The 17,308-nt window shown below is 70.7% G+C and carries 14 protein-coding genes and 1 pseudogene; 10 read left to right on the top strand and 5 right to left on the bottom strand.

The genetic code is table 11. The annotated features are described in order from the left end of the window. Nucleotides 1–59: 59 nt before the first annotated feature. Nucleotides 60–1,322, top strand: coding sequence for a beta-ketoacyl-ACP synthase II (gene fabF / locus ACZ3IC_RS17605; RefSeq protein WP_467417157.1), 1,263 nt, complete (start codon nt 60–62; stop codon nt 1,320–1,322). 164 nt (nt 1,323–1,486) lie between these two features. On the opposite strand, the gene ACZ3IC_RS17600 is transcribed toward fabF, so the two are convergent. Beyond that, complete coding sequence (locus ACZ3IC_RS17600) at nt 1,487–1,981, bottom strand: DUF3145 domain-containing protein (protein ID WP_467417156.1); 495 nt, start codon at nt 1,979–1,981, stop codon at nt 1,487–1,489. Nucleotides 1,982–2,332: 351 nt separating this feature from the next. Here ACZ3IC_RS17600 and ACZ3IC_RS17595 point away from each other — a divergent pair, with 351 nt between their 5' ends. After that, a complete protein-coding gene (locus ACZ3IC_RS17595; RefSeq protein WP_467417154.1) occupies nt 2,333–3,250 on the top strand; it encodes an SGNH/GDSL hydrolase family protein in 918 nt (305 codons plus the stop codon). A gap of 108 nt (nt 3,251–3,358) precedes the next feature. Beyond that, nucleotides 3,359–3,583: pseudogene (locus tag ACZ3IC_RS17590) on the top strand (aldose epimerase family protein); the annotation flags it as partial. A gap of 83 nt (nt 3,584–3,666) precedes the next feature. Here the strand turns inward: ACZ3IC_RS17590 and ACZ3IC_RS17585 are convergent. Beyond that, on the bottom strand, nt 3,667–6,138 hold the full coding sequence (locus ACZ3IC_RS17585) for a beta-glucosidase (RefSeq protein WP_467417151.1): 2,472 nt from the start codon (nt 6,136–6,138) through the stop codon (nt 3,667–3,669). Nucleotides 6,139–6,310: 172 nt separating this feature from the next. On the opposite strand from ACZ3IC_RS17585, the gene ACZ3IC_RS17580 reads away from it, so the two are divergent. Beyond that, on the top strand, nt 6,311–6,907 hold the full coding sequence (locus tag ACZ3IC_RS17580) for a TetR/AcrR family transcriptional regulator (RefSeq protein ID WP_467417149.1): 597 nt from the start codon (nt 6,311–6,313) through the stop codon (nt 6,905–6,907). A 119-nt stretch (nt 6,908–7,026) separates the two neighbouring features. Beyond that, nucleotides 7,027–8,982: a flavin monoamine oxidase family protein gene (locus ACZ3IC_RS17575; protein WP_467417148.1), complete on the top strand. Its 1,956-nt coding sequence runs from the start codon at nt 7,027–7,029 to the stop codon at nt 8,980–8,982. Between the two features lie 92 nt (nt 8,983–9,074). On the opposite strand, the gene ACZ3IC_RS17570 is transcribed toward ACZ3IC_RS17575, so the two are convergent. Both ACZ3IC_RS17570 and ACZ3IC_RS17565 read right to left on the bottom strand, forming a co-directional pair. Continuing rightward, the gene (locus tag ACZ3IC_RS17570) at nt 9,075–9,854 is read right to left on the bottom strand and encodes an EI24 domain-containing protein (RefSeq protein WP_467417146.1); all 780 of its coding nucleotides are present in this window, start codon (nt 9,852–9,854) and stop codon (nt 9,075–9,077) included. Nucleotides 9,855–10,072: 218 nt separating this feature from the next. Next, complete coding sequence (locus ACZ3IC_RS17565) at nt 10,073–11,092, bottom strand: NADP-dependent oxidoreductase (RefSeq protein ID WP_467417144.1); 1,020 nt, start codon at nt 11,090–11,092, stop codon at nt 10,073–10,075. Between the two features lie 157 nt (nt 11,093–11,249). Here ACZ3IC_RS17565 and ACZ3IC_RS17560 point away from each other — a divergent pair, with 157 nt between their 5' ends. From ACZ3IC_RS17560 to ACZ3IC_RS17545, 4 genes are all read left to right on the top strand, one after another. Next, nucleotides 11,250–11,693 carry a MarR family winged helix-turn-helix transcriptional regulator gene (locus ACZ3IC_RS17560; protein WP_467417142.1) on the top strand — a complete coding sequence of 148 codons (444 nt, stop codon included), beginning with the start codon at nt 11,250–11,252 and terminating at the stop codon, nt 11,691–11,693. Nucleotides 11,694–11,855: 162 nt separating this feature from the next. Beyond that, nucleotides 11,856–12,422, top strand: coding sequence for a hypothetical protein (locus tag ACZ3IC_RS17555; RefSeq protein WP_467417140.1), 567 nt, complete (start codon nt 11,856–11,858; stop codon nt 12,420–12,422). A 146-nt stretch (nt 12,423–12,568) separates the two neighbouring features. Continuing rightward, on the top strand, nt 12,569–13,606 hold the full coding sequence (gene mreB, locus ACZ3IC_RS17550; protein WP_467417138.1) for a rod shape-determining protein MreB: 1,038 nt from the start codon (nt 12,569–12,571) through the stop codon (nt 13,604–13,606). A gap of 21 nt (nt 13,607–13,627) precedes the next feature. After that, nucleotides 13,628–15,268 carry a sensor histidine kinase gene (locus tag ACZ3IC_RS17545; protein WP_467417136.1) on the top strand — a complete coding sequence of 547 codons (1,641 nt, stop codon included), beginning with the start codon at nt 13,628–13,630 and terminating at the stop codon, nt 15,266–15,268. On the opposite strand, the gene ACZ3IC_RS17540 is transcribed toward ACZ3IC_RS17545, so the two are convergent. Then, entirely contained in the window at nt 15,246–15,677 is a 432-nt protein-coding gene (locus ACZ3IC_RS17540; RefSeq protein ID WP_467417135.1) for an Lrp/AsnC family transcriptional regulator, read from the bottom strand. The genes ACZ3IC_RS17545 and ACZ3IC_RS17540 overlap by 23 nt on opposite strands. Before the next feature lie 147 nt (nt 15,678–15,824). Between ACZ3IC_RS17540 and ACZ3IC_RS17535 the strand changes: the two genes are divergently transcribed. Beyond that, entirely contained in the window at nt 15,825–17,030 is a 1,206-nt protein-coding gene (locus tag ACZ3IC_RS17535; protein ID WP_467417133.1) for a nitrate/nitrite transporter, read from the top strand. The last annotated feature ends 278 nt before the right edge of the window (nt 17,031–17,308 follow it).

The raw sequence follows: 17,308 nt of genomic DNA, 5'->3' as shown, positions 1-17,308 counted from the left end.
CGCCACCCGGCGGTGGCGCCGCTGATTCACGACCCCCTACACGTGGAGAAGATTTTCCAGTGAACTCGACCAATCGCACCGTGGTCGTCACCGGTATCGGCGCAACCACTCCGCTGGGTGGCGACTCGACGTCGACCTGGGAAGGTCTGATCGCCGGTCGTTCCGGCGTCAAGCCTCTCGAGGGCGAACGTTTCGCTGAATTGCCCGTCCGGATCGCCGCACTCGCGGCCGTCGACCCGGGCGACGTACTGCCCCGCCCGCTCGCCCGCAAGCTGGACCGCTCGGCGCAGTTCGCGCTGATCGCGGCCCGCGAGGCGTGGGCGGACGCCGGCTACACCGGCAAGGCCGGTGAGGACGACACGGTCCGGCCCGAGCGGCTGGGCTCGGTCATCGCCTCCGGTATCGGCGGCGTGATCACCCTGCTCGACCAGTACGACGTGCTCAAGGAGAAGGGCGTACGCCGCGTCTCCCCGCACACCGTGCCCATGCTCATGCCCAACGGCCCGGCCGCCAACGTCGGCCTGGAGGTCAACGCCCAGGCCGGTGTGCACACTCCGGTCTCCGCCTGCGCCTCGGGCGCCGAGGCGATCGGGTACGCCGTCGAGATGATCCGCACCGGCCGTGCCGATGTGGTTCTCGCCGGTGGCACGGAGGCGGCGATCCACCCGCTGCCGATCGCCGCGTTCGCCAACATGATGGCGATGTCCAAGCAGAACGAGGAGCCCGAGAAGGCGTCCCGTCCGTACGACACCGGCCGTGACGGCTTCGTCCTCGGCGAGGGAGCCGGGGTCGTCGTCCTGGAGTCCGCGGAACACGCCGCCGCGCGTGGTGCCAAGGTCTACTGCGAGGTGCTGGGCCAGGGTCTGTCCGCGGACGCCCACCACATCGCGCAGCCCGAGCCGACGGGGCGGGGTATCGCCGCCGCGATGCAGAACCTGCTGGACCAGACGGACCTCAAGCCGTCCGAGGTCGTGCACCTCAACGCGCACGCCACGTCGACGCCGCAGGGCGATGTCGCGGAGCTGAAGGCGCTGCGCAAGGTTCTGGGCGACGATCTCGACCATGTCGCGATCTCCGCGACGAAGTCGATGACCGGTCATCTGCTCGGTGGCGCGGGCGGCATCGAGACCGTCGCGACGGTCCTGGCGCTGCACCACCGGCTGGCTCCGCCGACGATCAACGTGGAGCACCTCGACGAGGCGGTGGACGCGGACATCGTGCGCGATGAGCCGCGGCCGCTGCCGCAGGGGTCGATCGCCGCGATCAACAACTCGTTCGGATTCGGCGGGCACAACGTGGTCCTGGCGTTCCGCAGCGTCTGACACACGGTCTGCGGCCCGGTACGCCGAAGCCCGTCTCCCCCGAGTGGGGAGGCGGGCTTTGTCGTTGCGCGGAGTGTTTCGGGGGGCTCTGCCCCGGACCCCCGCTCCTCAGTCGCCGGAGGGGCTGATTTTCGCCGGCGTCCGAGGCGCGCCGCAGGAGCCCGTCACACCACCTGGTGCAGCCACCGCACCGGTGCGCCCTCGCCCGCGTGGCGGAAGGACTCCAGTTCGTCGTCCCACGGCTTGCCGAGCAGCTTGGCGATCTCGGCCTCCAGGTCGGTCTCGTCCCGCACGGACCGTGCCAGCGCCGCCCGCAGCCGGTCCTCGGGCACCAGGATGTCGCCGTGCATGCCGGTGACGGCGTGGAAGATGCCCAGCCCTGGCGTGGAACTGTAGCGCTCGCCCTCCGACGTGGGACTCGGCTCCGCGGTCACCTCGAAGCGCAGGAGGTCCCAGCCGCGCAGCGCGGAGGCCAGCTTCGATGCCGTGCCGGGCCGGGCCTGCCAGGAGAACTCGGACCGCCAGGTGCCGGGCGCGGCCGGCTGTCTGATCCAGTCGAGCTGGACCCGCACACCGAGGACACCCGCCACCGCCCATTCGACATGGGGGCAGAGCGCGCGCGGTGCGGAGTGAACGTACAGAACTCCACGTGTCGTCACCGGGACCTCCAGTGTGGGACGAAGTTCGCCTTCCCCAGCGGCCTCGCGCCCGTACCGTCTCTTCTCGGCCGGCTCCCGAGGTTGTCATCAGTAAACAGCATCGGGGTGAATCTCCTGAAAAGGGAAAGTATGTGACGTGATGTGATTTTCGGAAAGCCACCCGAGTGGAGCCGGGCGAGGGAGAGCTCCGCTGGTTCGACGAGGAAAAGCTACCGCGCGGCGGGGTCCCAGGTGTGACGTACGGTCGGTCCTGGGCCCCTCATTCGCTCAGCTTTCACCCGCCGGAGCGCCCGGGCCTTCCGACCGGTGCCACGAGGGGTTGCCGGGGGCATGACCGAGGGGAGTCAAGGGATGCAGGATCATTCGGCCCGCCACCGTTCGCGTACCGCGACCGCTGTCCTGACGGCGGCCTCGTTACTCGGCATGGCCGTTCTGACCGGCTGCGACGCCGCTCGGGACGGGACGACGAAGGGGGCGGCGGCCGGACAGCGGAAGCCGCCCGCCAGGCCCGGCCCGGTCTGGGACCGCAGCCCGGGGTCGGTGGCCGCCGTCGGGGACTCCATCACCCGCGGATTCGACGCCTGTTCGGTGCTGGTGGACTGTCCGGAGGTGTCCTGGGCAACCGGCACGGACAGCGAGGTGCGCAGCCTCGCCGTGCGGCTGCTCGGTGAGTCGGGTGCTGCCGCGCGCAGTTGGAACCACGCCGAGACGGGGGCCAGGATTACCCAGTTGCCGGAGCAGATGGCGCTGGCCGCGAAGAAGAAGCCGGATCTGGTGACGGTGATGATCGGCGCCAATGACGCCTGCCGGGACTCGACGCGGTTCATGACGCCGGTGGCGGATTTCCGTGCGTCGTTCGAGGAGTCGATGCGTCAGTTGCGTGCCGGGGCGCCGAAAGCGCAGGTGTACGTGTCGAGCGTGCCGGATCTCAAGCGGCTCTGGTCTACGGGGCGCGGCAATGCGCTGGGCAAGCAGATCTGGAAGCTGGGGATCTGTCAGTCGATGCTGGGTGACGCGGACGACATGGGTGAGCGTGCCGTGGCCCGGCGGGCCTCGGTGCAGGAGCGGGTCGTGGCGTACAACAAGGTGCTGCGCGAGGTCTGTGCGAAGGATCTGCGCTGCCGCTACGACGGCGGGGCGGTCTTCGGCTACCGGTTCACCGGCAAGCAGCTCAGCCAGTGGGACTGGTTCCATCCGGGGCGGAACGGGCAGGCGCGGCTGGCGGAGATCGCGTACCGCAATGTCACGTCGGCCCGGCCCCCGAAGTAGACCGACCGTGACGCCGCCCTCCGCTCACCGGTTGGTCCAAGGTCCGTGATCACGGGCGCAGGTTCGAGCACGGTGATGCGTGCGCAAGAGTTCGGCACCCTCGCGGACGACGCGGCGTCGGGACGTATCCTGACCGTCACCACGACGGAGCCGGGGCTGCGGCTGTACACGGCGGACCACCTCGACGGACGGCCGTTCGGGCCGTGCGCCGGGATCGCGCTGGAGACCCAGTACTTCCCGGACTCCCCGAACCGGCCCGATTCCCGAGCACGGGTGCTGCGGCCGGGCAAGGAGTACGCCTCGACGACGGCGTACGGATTCGCCGTGCGCTGAGGCGCGCTGATGGCGTGAACGGCATGAGGAGAGCTCCGGAGCGGGATCAGTGCCGCTCCGGGGCTCTTCCGTACCGGGAGCCGCTACTCCTTGATGTCCACGGCCGTCGTCAGGCGTACGTCACCGAGCGAGCGGGCCGCCTGCACCTCGTACGTGCCGGGGACGAGGGTCCAGCCGTACGCCGTCTCGTCCCAGATCTCGTACGCGCGCCGCTCCAGGGCGATCACCGCCTCGACGCTCTCGCCGGGCGCCGCCTCGACCCGTGCGAAGCCGGCCAGCCAGCGCACCGGGCGTTCGGCGGTGTCGCCCCGGGGCGCCAGGTAGAGCTGGACGGTCTCGGCGCCGGGCCGGGTGCCGGTGTTGCGGAGGCGGACGGTGGCGGTGTCGGGGCCGGCCGTCAGGCTCTCGTACTCCCAGTTGGTGTAGCCGAGTCCGTGACCGAAGGGGTACGCGGGCGCGGTGCCTGCCTTCTCCCAGGCCCGGTAGCCGACGAAGACACCCTCGTCGTAGTGGAGTTCGCCGTCGGTGGGGGTGGTGGAGAGGACCGGGACGTCGGCGAGCGCGACCGGCCAGGTGGTGGGGAGGCGGCCGCCCGGTTCCTCGGCACCGAGCAGGACGTCTGCGAGGGCGTGGCCGGCCTCCTGGCCGGGGAACCAGCCGATCAGGACCGCGGCGACCTCGTCGCGCCACGGAAGCTCCACCGGGGAGCCGGAGTTGACGATCACGACGGTGTTCGGGTTGGCGGCGGCGACGGCCCTGACGAGGTCGTCCTGGTGGCCGGGGAGCTTCAGGTCGGTGCGGTCGAAGCCTTCGGACTCGACGCGCTCGGTGGTGCCGACGACGACGATCGCGGTGTCCGCGGCGCGGGCCGCCTCGACGGCCTCGGCGATCAGCTCCTGGGGGTCGCGGCGCGGGCCGAGGTGGCAGAAGGAGAACGAGACGCCGGGGATGGGTGCGTCGTCGCCCAGGGTCTCGGGGACCTGCCGCAGCGAGACTTCGACGGATTCACCCGCGGTGAGGGCGATCCGGCCGCGCTCCAGGGGGTTGCCGAAGAACGCCTCGCCGGGGTCGGCGGAGCCGGTGACCCGGTGGACCTCGTCGTACAGGGTCTCGCCCGCGACGGTGAGGGTGAGCGCTCCGGTGCCGCGGGTGCCGAAAACGTGCTCGCCGCTGTCGCGCGGGACGAAGGTGCCGGTGATCTCGACGCTGTGCAGCGTCTCGCGGGTCACGCCCTCGGGGAAGTCGTCGCCGACCCACTGGACGGTGCCGCTGCGCAGCGGGGCCGAGCCCATGACGGTGCCGGAGGCGTCGTAACAGACGGCCCTGAGCTCGAAGCCCTTCTCGGCGGGGGTGAGTTCGTCGTTCGGGTCGGCGCCGACGCGGTAGTCGAGGACATCCTCGGGAAGGGCGGCGACGAGGCCGTCCAGCGGCGTGACGATGTGGTGCGGGAAAACCTGGGCGGAGCCGCCGCCGAGGACCCGGGCGTCCCGGGCGAGCGCCCCGCTGAGTGCGACCTTGCGGACGCCGGCCGGGTCGATGGGGAGCGCGGCGTGTTCATTGCGTACGAGGACGAAGGAGCGGCGGGCGATGTCGCGGGCCAGTGCGTCGCCGTCGATCGGCTCGGGGCGGTCGGCCTCGTCGACGACGGGCGGGGCGCCGTCCAGGATGCCGACGCGGGCGGCCAGCCGCAGCACATTGCGCACGGCGCCGTCGACGACGGACTCCTCGACCTCTCCGGCCCGTACGGCGTCGGCGAGTGCCTTCCCGTACACGGTCCTGGGGCCCGGCATGGCGACGTCGAGGCCGCCGGTGACGGCGGCGACGGTGGAGCGGGCGGCCAGCCAGTCCGAGACGATGTAGCCGTCGAAGCCCCATTCGCCGCGCAGCACCGCGTTCTGCAGGTAGCGGTGCTCGGTCATGGTGGAGCCGTTGACCTGGTTGTACGCGGCCATGATGCCCCACGGGTGGGCGTTCTTGACGATCCGTTCGAACGGGGCGAGGTAGATCTCGCGCAGGGTGCGCGGGGCGACGATGTTGTCGACGGTGAAGCGGTCGGTCTCGGCGTCGTTGGCGACGAAGTGCTTGACGGTCGTGCCGACCCCGCCGTCCTGCACACCCCGCACATAACCGGTACCGATCTCACCGGTGAGGTAGGGGTCCTCGCTGTACGTCTCGAAGTGGCGCCCGCCGAGCGGGGACCGGTGGAGGTTCACGGTCGGGGCGAGGAGGACGTGCACCCCCTTGCGGTGGGCCTCCTGGGCCAGCAGCCGGCCGGCCCTGCGGGCCAGGGCCGGGTCCCAGGTCGCGGCGAGCGCGGTGGGCGAGGGCAGCGCGACGGACGGGTCGTCGGCCGACCAGGCGACCCCGCGGACGCCGATCGGCCCGTCGGACATCACCAGGGAACGCAGCCCGACGGCGGGGAGTCCGGGCAGTGACCACATGTCCTGGCCTGCCAGCAGCCGTGCCTTGTCGTCGAGCCCCAGTGCGGCCAGCGCCGCATCGACCGCGGCCTCGCGGGCCACATCGGGGTTGGTGGGTGTGGACGCGCCTGCCACGGCCGTACCTCCTCGTCGGAATCCTGCACTGAATGTCTCCATAGTGACTCCATCACCAGTAGAGCAGTAGGCTTCGTTATTGGTCTGTGACTTTCGGAGATGGCGTACGGTCCTCGGGACGGGGCCGATCAAGCGGGGCGGAACCGATGAAGCACCGAAAGGGGCCGGGGAGATGGTGCGGGCCAGAAGTGCGGAGCGACGGGCGGAGATCCTCCGCGCCACGCTCGAAGTGATTGCCGAGCGCGGCTATCGCGGCGCATCGCTGAACGCCGTCGCCGAGCGGGTCGGACTCAGCCAGCAGGGGCTCCTGCACTACTTTCCGACCAAGGAGGCGCTGCTCGTCGCCGTGCTGGAGGAGCGCGACCAGTGGGACACCGGCGGCGGCACCCGGAGCGACGGCACCTGGCGGATCGATCTGCTGACCTCGCTCGTCGAGTACAACGCGATGCGGCCCGGCATCGTCCAGACGTTCTCGGCCCTGCTCGGCGAGAGCGTGACGGAGGGTCATCCCGCGCGGGAGTTCTTCACCCGCCGCTACACCCAGGTCCGGGCGACCATGACGGCGACGCTGCGCGCGGAGTACGGCGAGCGACTGCCGGGCGGTCTGACTCCGGAGCGCGCGGCGCCGCTGCTGGTGGCGATGATGGACGGGCTTCAGTACCAGTGGCTGCTGGATCCGGATTCGGTGGACATGCCGGCGGCGTTCCAGGACTTCCTCACGCTACTGCGGTCGGCGGAGCCGGGTGCTCCTGAGAACCCTCGATCATGACACGATCTGCGACGGCATCAGTCCGACAAGATCGATAGGCCCCACCTGCGGGTGATTTCCGAGCGTTCTACGCGCGTCCGGGCGAAGGGCACCGCCCCCGGCACCCCAGGGTGGGCGGCATGACTTCCAAGCCCGCCCAACCTTCCTCAGGCCTGCCCTCCCGGCGCACCATGATCACGGGTGCCGCCGCCGGTGCCGCGGCCCTTGCCACGACCGCCGTCGGCTCCGCACAGGCCGCCGCCCCTCATGCCCTTGGTGCGCCCGCCGCATCCGGTACCGCGCTCGCCCCGGCGGCCACCGGCTCGGACTGGGAGGCCTGCCTGACCATCGCCCGCGCCATCCTCGTACGCGACGAGCAGGACCAGCCACTGGTCCCCCACTACCGCGACATCCTGCTGTCCAAGGGCCTGCCGCGCAGCCGCAAGGCCCCCAAGAAGGTGCTGGTCGTCGGAGCGGGCCCGGCCGGGCTCACCGCCGCCCATCTCCTGCGCAGCGCCGGGCACACCGTCACCGTGATCGAGGCCAACGGCAACCGCGTCGGCGGCCGGATCAAGACCTTCCGCAAGGGTGGCCACGAGAACGCGAAGGCGCCGTTCGCCGATCCGAAGCAGTACGCCGAGGCCGGCGCCATGCGGATCCCCGACAGCCACCCGCTCGTCACCGGGCTCATCGACAGCTTCGACCTGAAGCGCCGCCGCTTCTACCTGGTCGATGTCGACGCCGAGGGCCGGCCGGTGAACCGCACCTGGGTCCATGTCAACGGCATCCGGATGCGCAAGGCCGACTACGCGGAGAAGCCGCAGGCGATCAACCGCTCGTTCAAAGTCCCCGCGGAGTTCGAGAACAAGACCGCCGCGACGATCGTGCGGGAGGCCTTCGCGCCCGTGCGCAAGGAGTTCGAGGGCAAGGAGGGCCGCGAGCTCGTCGAGGGCTGGGCGCGGGTCATCCAGCGGTACGGGCACTGGTCGATGTTCCGCTTCCTGACCGAGGCGGCCAAGCTCGACGAGCGCACCATCGACCTCATCGGTACGGTCGAGAACCTCACCTCGCGGCTCCATCTCGCCTTTGTGCACAGCTTCATCGGGGCCTCACTGATCAGCCCGGACACCGCGTTCTTCGAACTGCCGGACGGCACGGCCACCCTGGCCGACGCGATGTACGAGCGGGTCAAGGACATCGTCCGGCTCGACCGCCGGGCCACCAGGATCGGCTACGGCGCGGACAGCGTCCGGGTCGAGACGGTATCCGAGGGCCGCGACGGCAAGCCGCTCGTGCGCGAGACGTTCACCGGCGACCGGGCGATCATCACCGTGCCGTTCTCCGGGCTGCGCCACATCCCCGTCGCTCCCGCGCTCTCCTACGGCAAGCGGCGCGCGATCACCGAGATCCACTACGACGCGGCGACCAAGGTGCTGCTCGAATTCAGCCGCCGCTGGTGGGAGTTCGAGGAGAAGGACTGGAAGATCGAGCTGGAGAAGGTCAAGCCCGGTCTGTACGACGCCTACCGCCTGGGCAAGGCACCGGCCGACGGTTCGCTGCTGGGCGCCCACCCCTCCGTACCGTCCGGCCATCTGCCGCCCAACCAGCGCGTGCACTACGCGGCGTACCGGGCCACCGCCCGCAACCAGCCCGAGGCGGCGCATGTCATCGGCGGCGGATCGGTCACCGACAACCCCAACCGCTTCATGTTCCAGCCGTCCCACCCGGTCGACGGGAGCGCGGGCGGCGTCGTCCTCGCCTCGTACAGTTGGGCCGACGACGCGCTGAAGTGGGACTCGCTGGACGACGACGAGCGCTATCCGCACGCCCTGGGCGGGGTGCAGGACGTGTACGGGCAGCGCATCGAGGTCTTCTACACGGGCGTCGGTGCCACCCAGTCGTGGATGCGCGACCCGTACGCGTACGGCGAGGCCTCGGTGCTGCTGCCGGGCCAGCACACCGAGTTGTTCGCCGACGTGCGTTCGGTCGAGGGGCCGCTGCACTTCGCCGGCTGCCACACCTCGATCAAGCCGGCCTGGATCGAGGGGGCCCTGGAATCGGCGGTCAGGTCAGCGCTGGAGGTGCACAGCAGCTGACCCGTGTCCGGCGGGCGTCGCTCAGCGGGCCGAGATCTTCAGTGCCCTCCTGGGCCCAGGGTGACGCCCAGTCCGACGATGATTTGATTCCCTCAGTCTTTGTCGAGGGTGTACGGGGCGGGGGCGGCGTCCTCGTCGGGCGACACCAGACCCCGCGCCAGCAGCGTCGCTCCGGCGACTGCGCCCGGCATCAGGAACACGGCGACGAACGGGACCAGGAAGGCGAGACCCAGCGGTACGCCGAAGCCGAGGGTCAGCATGCGGCGGCCGCGCAGCAGGGCGAGCCGGTCCTTCAGGACCATGCCGCGGCGCTGGAGCGCGACGGCGGTGAGCTCCTCGGCGAGGAAGTAGCCGGTGACGCAGAATCCGATCACGGGGACGACGGTCTGGCCGATGACCGGAATGAATCCGAGGGCGAAGAGCAGCACCGTGTACAGCCCCACCCGCAGCAGGATGCGGACGCTGTCGCGGGCGGAGATCCACAGCTCCCGCCAGAGCGGCAGCCCGGACTCGGGGACCTCGCCGCCCTCCGTGCGGTCGACCTGCTCGGAGAGCGACTCGTAGAAGGGCTGGCCGACCAGCAGCGTCACGGCGGTGAACGTGATCACGGCGAGGAGGAGCCCGAGGGCGAAGACCAGCACGGTCAGGGTGTTACGGAGCAGGCCGAGCCAGGGCGATGACCAGTCGTCGGCGAAGGGGGTCGCCCAGTCCACCAGATCGTCGGCACCGTAGCCGAGGCCGACGAGCGCTGCCGCGTACAGGACGAGAGTGATGAGTCCGGGCAGCAGCCCGAAACCGAACCAGCGTCCGTGCCGGCCGACCCATCGCTGTCCCTTTATCACGTAGCCGAAGCCCACCCCTATGTCTCGCATGGCGTCAGCGTACTGGTGGGGGCAGTGCCGGTCCGTCGCGGGTGTGCCCGGCGCGCGGCCGGGGCCGCACCCCCGCAGGAGGTACGGCCCCCGGCCGGTTCCGGGCGGCGCGAGCGGCCGGGCGACCGACAGCTCCGGGTTGGTGCCCGCGCCGCTTCCGCCCATGGCCTCGGGCGGGTTGACGATGACGTCGGGGTTGCCGCACGCCGGAGCATCTGTCAGGCGAGGGAGACGATCATCTTTCCGGTGTTCTCACCGCGCAGCAGACCGAGGAAGGCGTCGAAGCCGTTCTCGATGCCCTCGACGATGGTCTCGTCGTACTTCAGCTCGCCCGAGGCCAGCCAGCCGGCGACCTCCTGGACGAACTGCGGCCGGAGGGCGGTGTGATCGTTGACGAGCATGCCCTGGATGCGCAGCCGCTTGCCGATGACCAGGGCGAGGTTGCGCGGGCCGGGGGTCGGCTCGGTGGCGTTGTACTGGGCGATCATTCCGCACACGGTGACGCGGCCGTGCACATTGAGCGAGGAGATCGCCGCTTCGAGGTGCTCGCCGCCGACGTTGTCGAAGTAGACGTCGATGCCGTCGGGGGCGGCCTCGCGCAGTTGCTCCGCGACGGGGCCGTTCTTGTAGTTGAAGGCCGCGTCGAAGCCGTACTCCTCGACGAGGAGCTTGACCTTCTCGTCGGAGCCGGCCGAGCCGATGACCCGCGAGGCGCCCTTGAGCTTCGCCATCTGGCCGACCTGGCTGCCGACCGCGCCGGCCGCGCCGGAGACGAAGACGGTGTCGCCCTCCTTGAAGGAGGCGACCTCGAAGAGGCCCGCGTAGGCGGTGAGCCCGGTCATGCCGAGCACACCGAGATAGGCGGAGAGCGGGGCGAGCGACGCGTCGACCTTCACGGCGTGTTCGGCCGGGACGGTGGCGTACTCGCGCCAGCCGAGGCCGTGCAGGACGTGGTCGCCGACCGCGATGCCCTCCGCGTTCGATGCGATGACCTCGCCGACCGCTCCGCCGTCCATGGGGTGGTCGAGCTCGAAGGGCGGGGTGTACGACTTCATGTCGTTCATCCGGCCCCGCATGTACGGGTCGACCGAGAAGTGCAGATTGCGGACGAGGACGCGACCCTCGCCGGGAGCGGTGACCGGGGCCTCACGCAGCGCGACATCCTCGGCCTTCGGCCAGCCGTGCGGGCGGGCGACGAGGTGCCATTCACGACTGGACGTGGGAAGTTCTGCAGACATGAGCTCGGGGTCTCCTCAATGTCTTACGGGGTGGGGGAATTTTCACCCCGGCCGGGCCGGACGGGGCCTGCCGGGGGAAGCGCCAATGCTTCATGATGTGAAACAACCATGCTCCTGCATATTTCATCTTGTCAAGTAACCGGCTATCCTGGGTGTCATGGCCACCACCCGTACAGACCCTCTGACCCTCGAAGTCGTCGAGCTCATCGGTTCCGTCGTGGCGCGCTACTACGAGGAATACGACGAAGCCGCGGCAGCCCACTCCCTCACCGGCGCCCAGGCGCGCGTTCTCGGACTGCTCTCCCTGGAGCCGATGCCCATGCGCAAGGTCGCCCAGAAGCTGAAGTGCGAGCCGTCGAATATCACCGGCATCGTCGACCGGCTGGAGGCGCGCGGCCTGGTGGAGCGCAGGCCGGATCCGGCCGACCGGCGGGTGAAGCTGGCCGCCCCGACGGAGAGGGGAGCGCGTACGGTGCGACAGTTGCGCGATTCGCTCTCTTTCGCGCGGGAGCCGCTGGCCGAGCTGTCGGACACAGACCGCACGATGCTGCGGGACCTGCTGCGGCGGATGCTCGGTGAGTCAGGCCCGCGCGGCGACTGAGCACGCGCCGAGCGGCCGTCCACCGGACTGGGCCGCTCGGCCACGTCGCTCGCCAAGGTGTCCGGGGCCGGCTCGGTCGTGACCGGGGTCGATTCGCGTACGCAGTCCGAGGCGCCGTGAGAAAGCCGCTGAGGTGAGGTCCTGTGTGGAACCGTTGATTCCATGACCACGCCCACGCCTTTCGGCCCTCGTGAGTTCCAGCTCGTCCTGCTGCGTCGGATGGCCGACCATCAGCCGGATCTCGTCGACGACGCCCGGCAGGAACTGAGCGCCTCGCTCGCCGAGATGCGGGAGGCCAACCGCCGATGGCAGGCCATGGTGCGGGCGCCGCGCGGGCGGGGCGCCCTGCGCCGCTACCGTTCGGTGCTCGGCGAGCCCGAGTCGTCCACGCACCGCACGATCGGCGACCTGGAGTGCGACGTGCTGCTGTGGCCGGTGCCGCTCTGGCCGGATCTGCGGTTCGAGGTGATGGTCGCGCCGGGCGGGGCCGTATGGAACGAATGGCTGGTGCGGGCGCCGGGAGCGCCGGGCCCCGAGCTGCGTACGGTCGAGGACCTGCGCCCCTGGTCGGGCACGGTGGACGAGGTCGCGCGGGCCTTCGCACCGGCCCGCCCGATGGAGGGCAGCGCGCCGACCCGGTGGGCGCTCGCGATCACCGCGCCGGGAACGGGCGGGCCGTATGTCGCCGAATTCACCTGGGGACTGTTCCAGCGACTGCTGCCCGGCTGACCTCCGTATACCGCGTCTTTCTGTCGGCCCGTCAACCTGTACCTCCTACGGCTCATCCCGACGCGCGCAACGCCCCCGAACGGCGCACGATGCGAAGAGAACCGGCTGCCGCCGGTACCCCCTCAGCGCTCCCGGGAGAATCTGCCGTGACCGTCAGTCTTGAGCAGTTGCGCCGCTGCCATGTCGCCGTCGACCTCGGGGCCGCCCGGACCCGCGTGTACGTCAAGGGGCTCGGGATCGTCGTCGACGAGCCGAGTGTCGCCGCAGTGAACACGCGTACCGGGTCACTCATCGCCGTCGGCGCGCTCGCCGAGCAGATGACGGGCCGCACCCCCGACTACATCCGGGTGGTCCGCCCGGTCTCCGGCGGAACCGTCGTCGACATCGAGATGGCCCAGCGCATGCTCCGCCATCTGCTCGGCGAGAAGCTCCGTCGCCAGCTGCGCCGCAAGCCACGGCTGCGGGCCGCCGCGTGTACCCCGCACGACAGCGATCCGCTCGCCCAGCGGGCCGCCGTCGAGACCCTGGTCGGGCTGGGCGCTCGGCGGGTCGAGCTGGTCGACACCCTGATCGCGGCGGCCATCGGCTGTGGGCTTCCCGTCGAGCAGCCGACCGCCAGCATGATCATGGTGTGCGGGGCGGCGACCACCCAGATCGCGGTGCTCTCGCTCGGGTCGATCGTGACCGCCGTACGCATCCCGATTGGCGGCGACGCCATCGACCACGCGGTGATCCAGCATCTGCGCCAGCACCACGCGCTGATCCTGCCGAGCCAGTCCGTACGCCCGCTGCAGCTGGCGCTCAGCGGCAACGGGCTCACCCCGCACGGGCCCACCATGACCGAGATCCACGGCCGCGACGTGGCCACCGGTCTGGCCCGCTCGGTGCGGGTGGAAACCGCCGCGGTGCGGCAGGCGATCCACACCCCGCTGACCGCGGTGCTCGACGGTCTCGGCAAGGTCCTGCGCGACTGCCCGCCCGACCTGGTGGCCGACCTCGTCGACTGCGGGATCATGCTGGTCGGCGGCAGCGCGCTGCTGCCCGGCCTCGACCAGATGCTGCGGGATGCGACGGGGATGTCCGTGCACATCGCGGAGCGGCCCGACGTGTGCTCCGTACTGGGGCTCGGTGCGATGCTGGACGGGAAGATCCAGCCGTTGGTTCTCGCCCCGATCGCCTGCTGAGCACCGCGGGGGGTGCGACGTATGACCGAAGAGACAGCGAACACAACAGCAGCGGACACGACAGCAGCGAACACGACCGCGGGGCCCCCGGACGAGGAGACGGCCACCGAGGCCGGCACCCCCCGGACGCTCCGGCTGCCGCTGCTCCTGGAAGCGGTCCTCAGCGTCGGCACCGATCTCGAACTGCGGGCCACTCTCCAGCAGATCGTGGACACCGCCACCACACTGACCGACGCCCGGTACGGCGCGCTCGGCATGCTCGCCCCGGAAACCGGCACCATCGGCGAGCTGTTCACCTCGGGCCTCAGCGACGCCGAGCGGCAGCGCATCGGCCGCTTCCCGGACGGGCACTCGGGGATGCTCGGCGTCCTCATCCACGAACCACAGCCGCTGCGCTCCGACGATCTGACCACCGACCCGCGCTCCTGCGGGGTCCCGCCCGGCCATCCGCCGATGCACACCTTCCTCGGGGCGCCGATCCGGGTGCAGAACGAGGTGTTCGGCAACCTCTACCTCACCGAGAAACGCACCGGCCGCTTCACCGACACGGACATGGCGCTGCTGAGGGTGCTGGCCTCGCAGGCCGGGATCGCGATCGGCAATGCCCGGCTGTACGAGGCGGCCTGTCAGCGGGAGCGCTGGATCGAGGGGGCGGCCGCCGTCACCACCACCCTGCTGACCGGCGGGAACGCGGCCGACGCGCTGATGACCGTGGCCGAAGCGGCCAGAACGCTCGCCGACGCCTCCGCCGGAGTGATCCTCCAGCCGAACGAGGAGGGCGGGATGGAGATCGTCACCGCGTCCACGCTCGACGACCCGGCCGGGATCGTCGGTACGACCATCGAGCCCGGTTCCCCTGTGCTGGTCCAACTGCTGGGCGGAGAACCGGTGTTCATCGAGGACTCGGCGACCGATCCGCGGATGACGACGCATGTGCGGTCGCGGTTCGGCCCCAGCATGATGCTGCCGTTGCAGAGCGGCGGGCGGCTGATCGGCACCCTCGCCCTGCCTCGGCGGCGCGGCGCCCGCCCGTACACGGCCGTGGACCGGCTGCTGGCCTCGCAGTTCGCCTCGCAGGCCGCGCTCGCCCTGGTCCTGGCGGACGCCCAGCACAACCGGGAACAGCTCGCGGTGTACGAGGACCGGGACAGGATCGCCCGCGATCTGCACGACCTCGTCGTCCAACGGCTGTTCGCGACCGAGATGATGCTGGAGTCGACCCGCCGCAGGGCCGCCACCCCGGAGTCGGACGAACTGCTCGGCAAGGCCGTCGACGAGCTGGACTCCACCATTCAGGAAGTACGGACGGCGATCTTCGCCCTCCAGCAGCCGCCCGCCGAAGCCCCCACCACCTTCCGCGGCCAGGTGCTGCGGGAGACCAGGGGCGCCGCCGCCGTCCTCGGCTTCCAGCCGTCGGTGCAGTTCAGCGGGGCGGTCGACGCGTTGGTCCGGGAGCCCGTGGACCGGCGGCTGCTCACCGAGCTGCGGGGCGCACTCGCCGCCGCGCACCGGAGGGTCGGGGTGTCGGCGATCGAGGTGGAGGTGGATGCGACGGTCGTGCTGCCGGACGGGCGGGCCGCGGTCCGGCTCGCGGTCGCCGACGACGGCCGCGACGAGGACGGCTCGCGCTCGTCGACCGTCATCTGGCAGGCGCCGCTCTGAGCGCGACGCGGGTGTTGGAGTGGGCGACGCCGGCCTCCCGCTTCAGCCTGCGCAGCAGTCCGTCCAGGGCTGCGGTGTCCGCGACGGTGGCCCGTACGAGATAGTCGTGGCCGCCGGTCACATGCACCACTTCGGTGATGCCCGGCAGGGCGAGCACCGCCCGCTCGAACACCTCGTTCGTCGTGTCGATCCGCAGCGTCACATCGATGAACACGACCAGGCCGGTACGGGTGTCGGCGGCCGGGTCGATGATCACGGTGAAGCCGCGGATGACACCGTCGCGCCGCAGCCGGCGCACCCGGTCGGCCGCGGCGTTGGCGCTGAGCCCGACCCGTATGCCCAGATCGCGGTACGAGATCCGGGCATCCTCCTGGAGGATGCCGAGGATTTCCCTGTCCAGACGGTCCATACCGCGATTGTCGCAGCTTTGTCCGGGTTGTGACTTCGCAAGACGCATTCGGGGCTTTCTCCGCTCCCGTTTCCGGTTCCCGGCCCGGTTGCCCCGCATGGCGCATCCGGACGGGCCAGTGGCCTGTGCCCGCCCTTGACTGGAGGGGTGGACACAGCCGTCAAGCAGCCTCCCGCCCCGGTCGGCGCCGGGTCCTTTGCCTATCGCAACCTTGTGACGGCCACGATCGGGTTCGGGCTCACCTTCTGGGCCTGGAATCTGATCGCGCCCCTGTCCGGGGACTACAAGGAGCGGCTGGGTCTGAGTTCGTTCGAGCAGTCGCTGCTGGTCGCGGTGCCGGTGCTGGTGGGTTCGCTGGGCCGGATCCCGGTGGGCGCGCTGACCGACAAATACGGTGCGCGGCTGATGTTCCCGCTGATCTCGGCGCTCACCGTCGTGCCCGTGCTGCTGCTGATCCCGGCGCGGAACTCCTACGGCGCGATGCTTGTCGTGGGTTTTCTGCTGGGCCTGGGCGGCACGACGTTCGCGATCGGTATCCCGCTGGTCAACTCATGGTTCCCGCCCGCCGAGCGGGGGCTCGCACTCGGGGTGTTCGGCATGGGCATGGGCGGCGTCGCCCTGTCCGGGTACTTCACCCCGCGGATCGTCCAGCACGGCGACAATCTGCCGTTCCTGGTGGTCGCGGCGGCGCTCGTGGTGTACTCGGCGCTGGCCGCGGTGCTGGTCGACGACCACCCGGACCGCCCGGTGCCGACCGACTCGCTCGCCCACCGGCTGGGGGAGGCGGGGCGGCTGCGGGTCACCTGGGAGCTGTCGGCGCTGTACGCGATCGGCTTCGGCGGGATCGTCGCGTTCGGCGTCTATCTCCCCACGTATCTGAAGACCTGGTACGACCTCTCACCGACCGACGCCGGTACGAAGGCCGCCGGGTTCGCCCTGGTCACGGTCATCTTCCGACCGATCGGCGGCTGGCTCTCGGACCGCATCCACCCGGCTCGGGTCACCGCGGCGGCACTCGGTCTGGCCGCCCTGATGGCAATCGTCCAGGCCTTCGACCCGCAACTGACCCCCGGCGGCACGATCGCGCTGCTCTGCATGGCGGCCGGCCTGGGCACCGCGAGCGGCAGCATCTTCGCCCTGGTCTCGCAGGTGACGCCACAGGCGAAAGTGGGCAGCGTGACCGGGATCGTCGGTGCGATGGGGGGCCTGGGGGGCTTTGTGCCGCCGTTGGTGATGGGGGCGATCTACAGCGCGAAGGGGTCGTACTCGATCGGCTTCATGCTGCTGTCGGACCTGGCACTGGCGGGGTGCGTGTACGCGTACGGGCGGATGCGGGGGCTTCAGCGGGAGTAGGGCACGGCTTCACGCGGGTTCGGGCCCCACGGTCACGGTTTCGTCCTCAGACACCGGAACGGGCTGGGTGGCCGCGCCGGCTCGATGGCTTCCCTCCGAGCCGGACAGAACCGGTGGGCACACCCGTGCGGCGACTTCCTCCGAGCCGCGCCGGCTCGATGGCTTCCCTCCGAGCCGGACAGGACCGGTGGGCACACCCGTGCGGCGACTTCCTCCGAGCCGGACAGGACCGGTGGGCACACCCGTGCGGCGACTTCCTCCGAGCCGGACAGGCCCGG

It is taken from the genome of Streptomyces sp. NPDC002958 (assembly GCF_055563255.1).
This window is presented reverse-complemented; position numbering and strand designations above follow the sequence as displayed.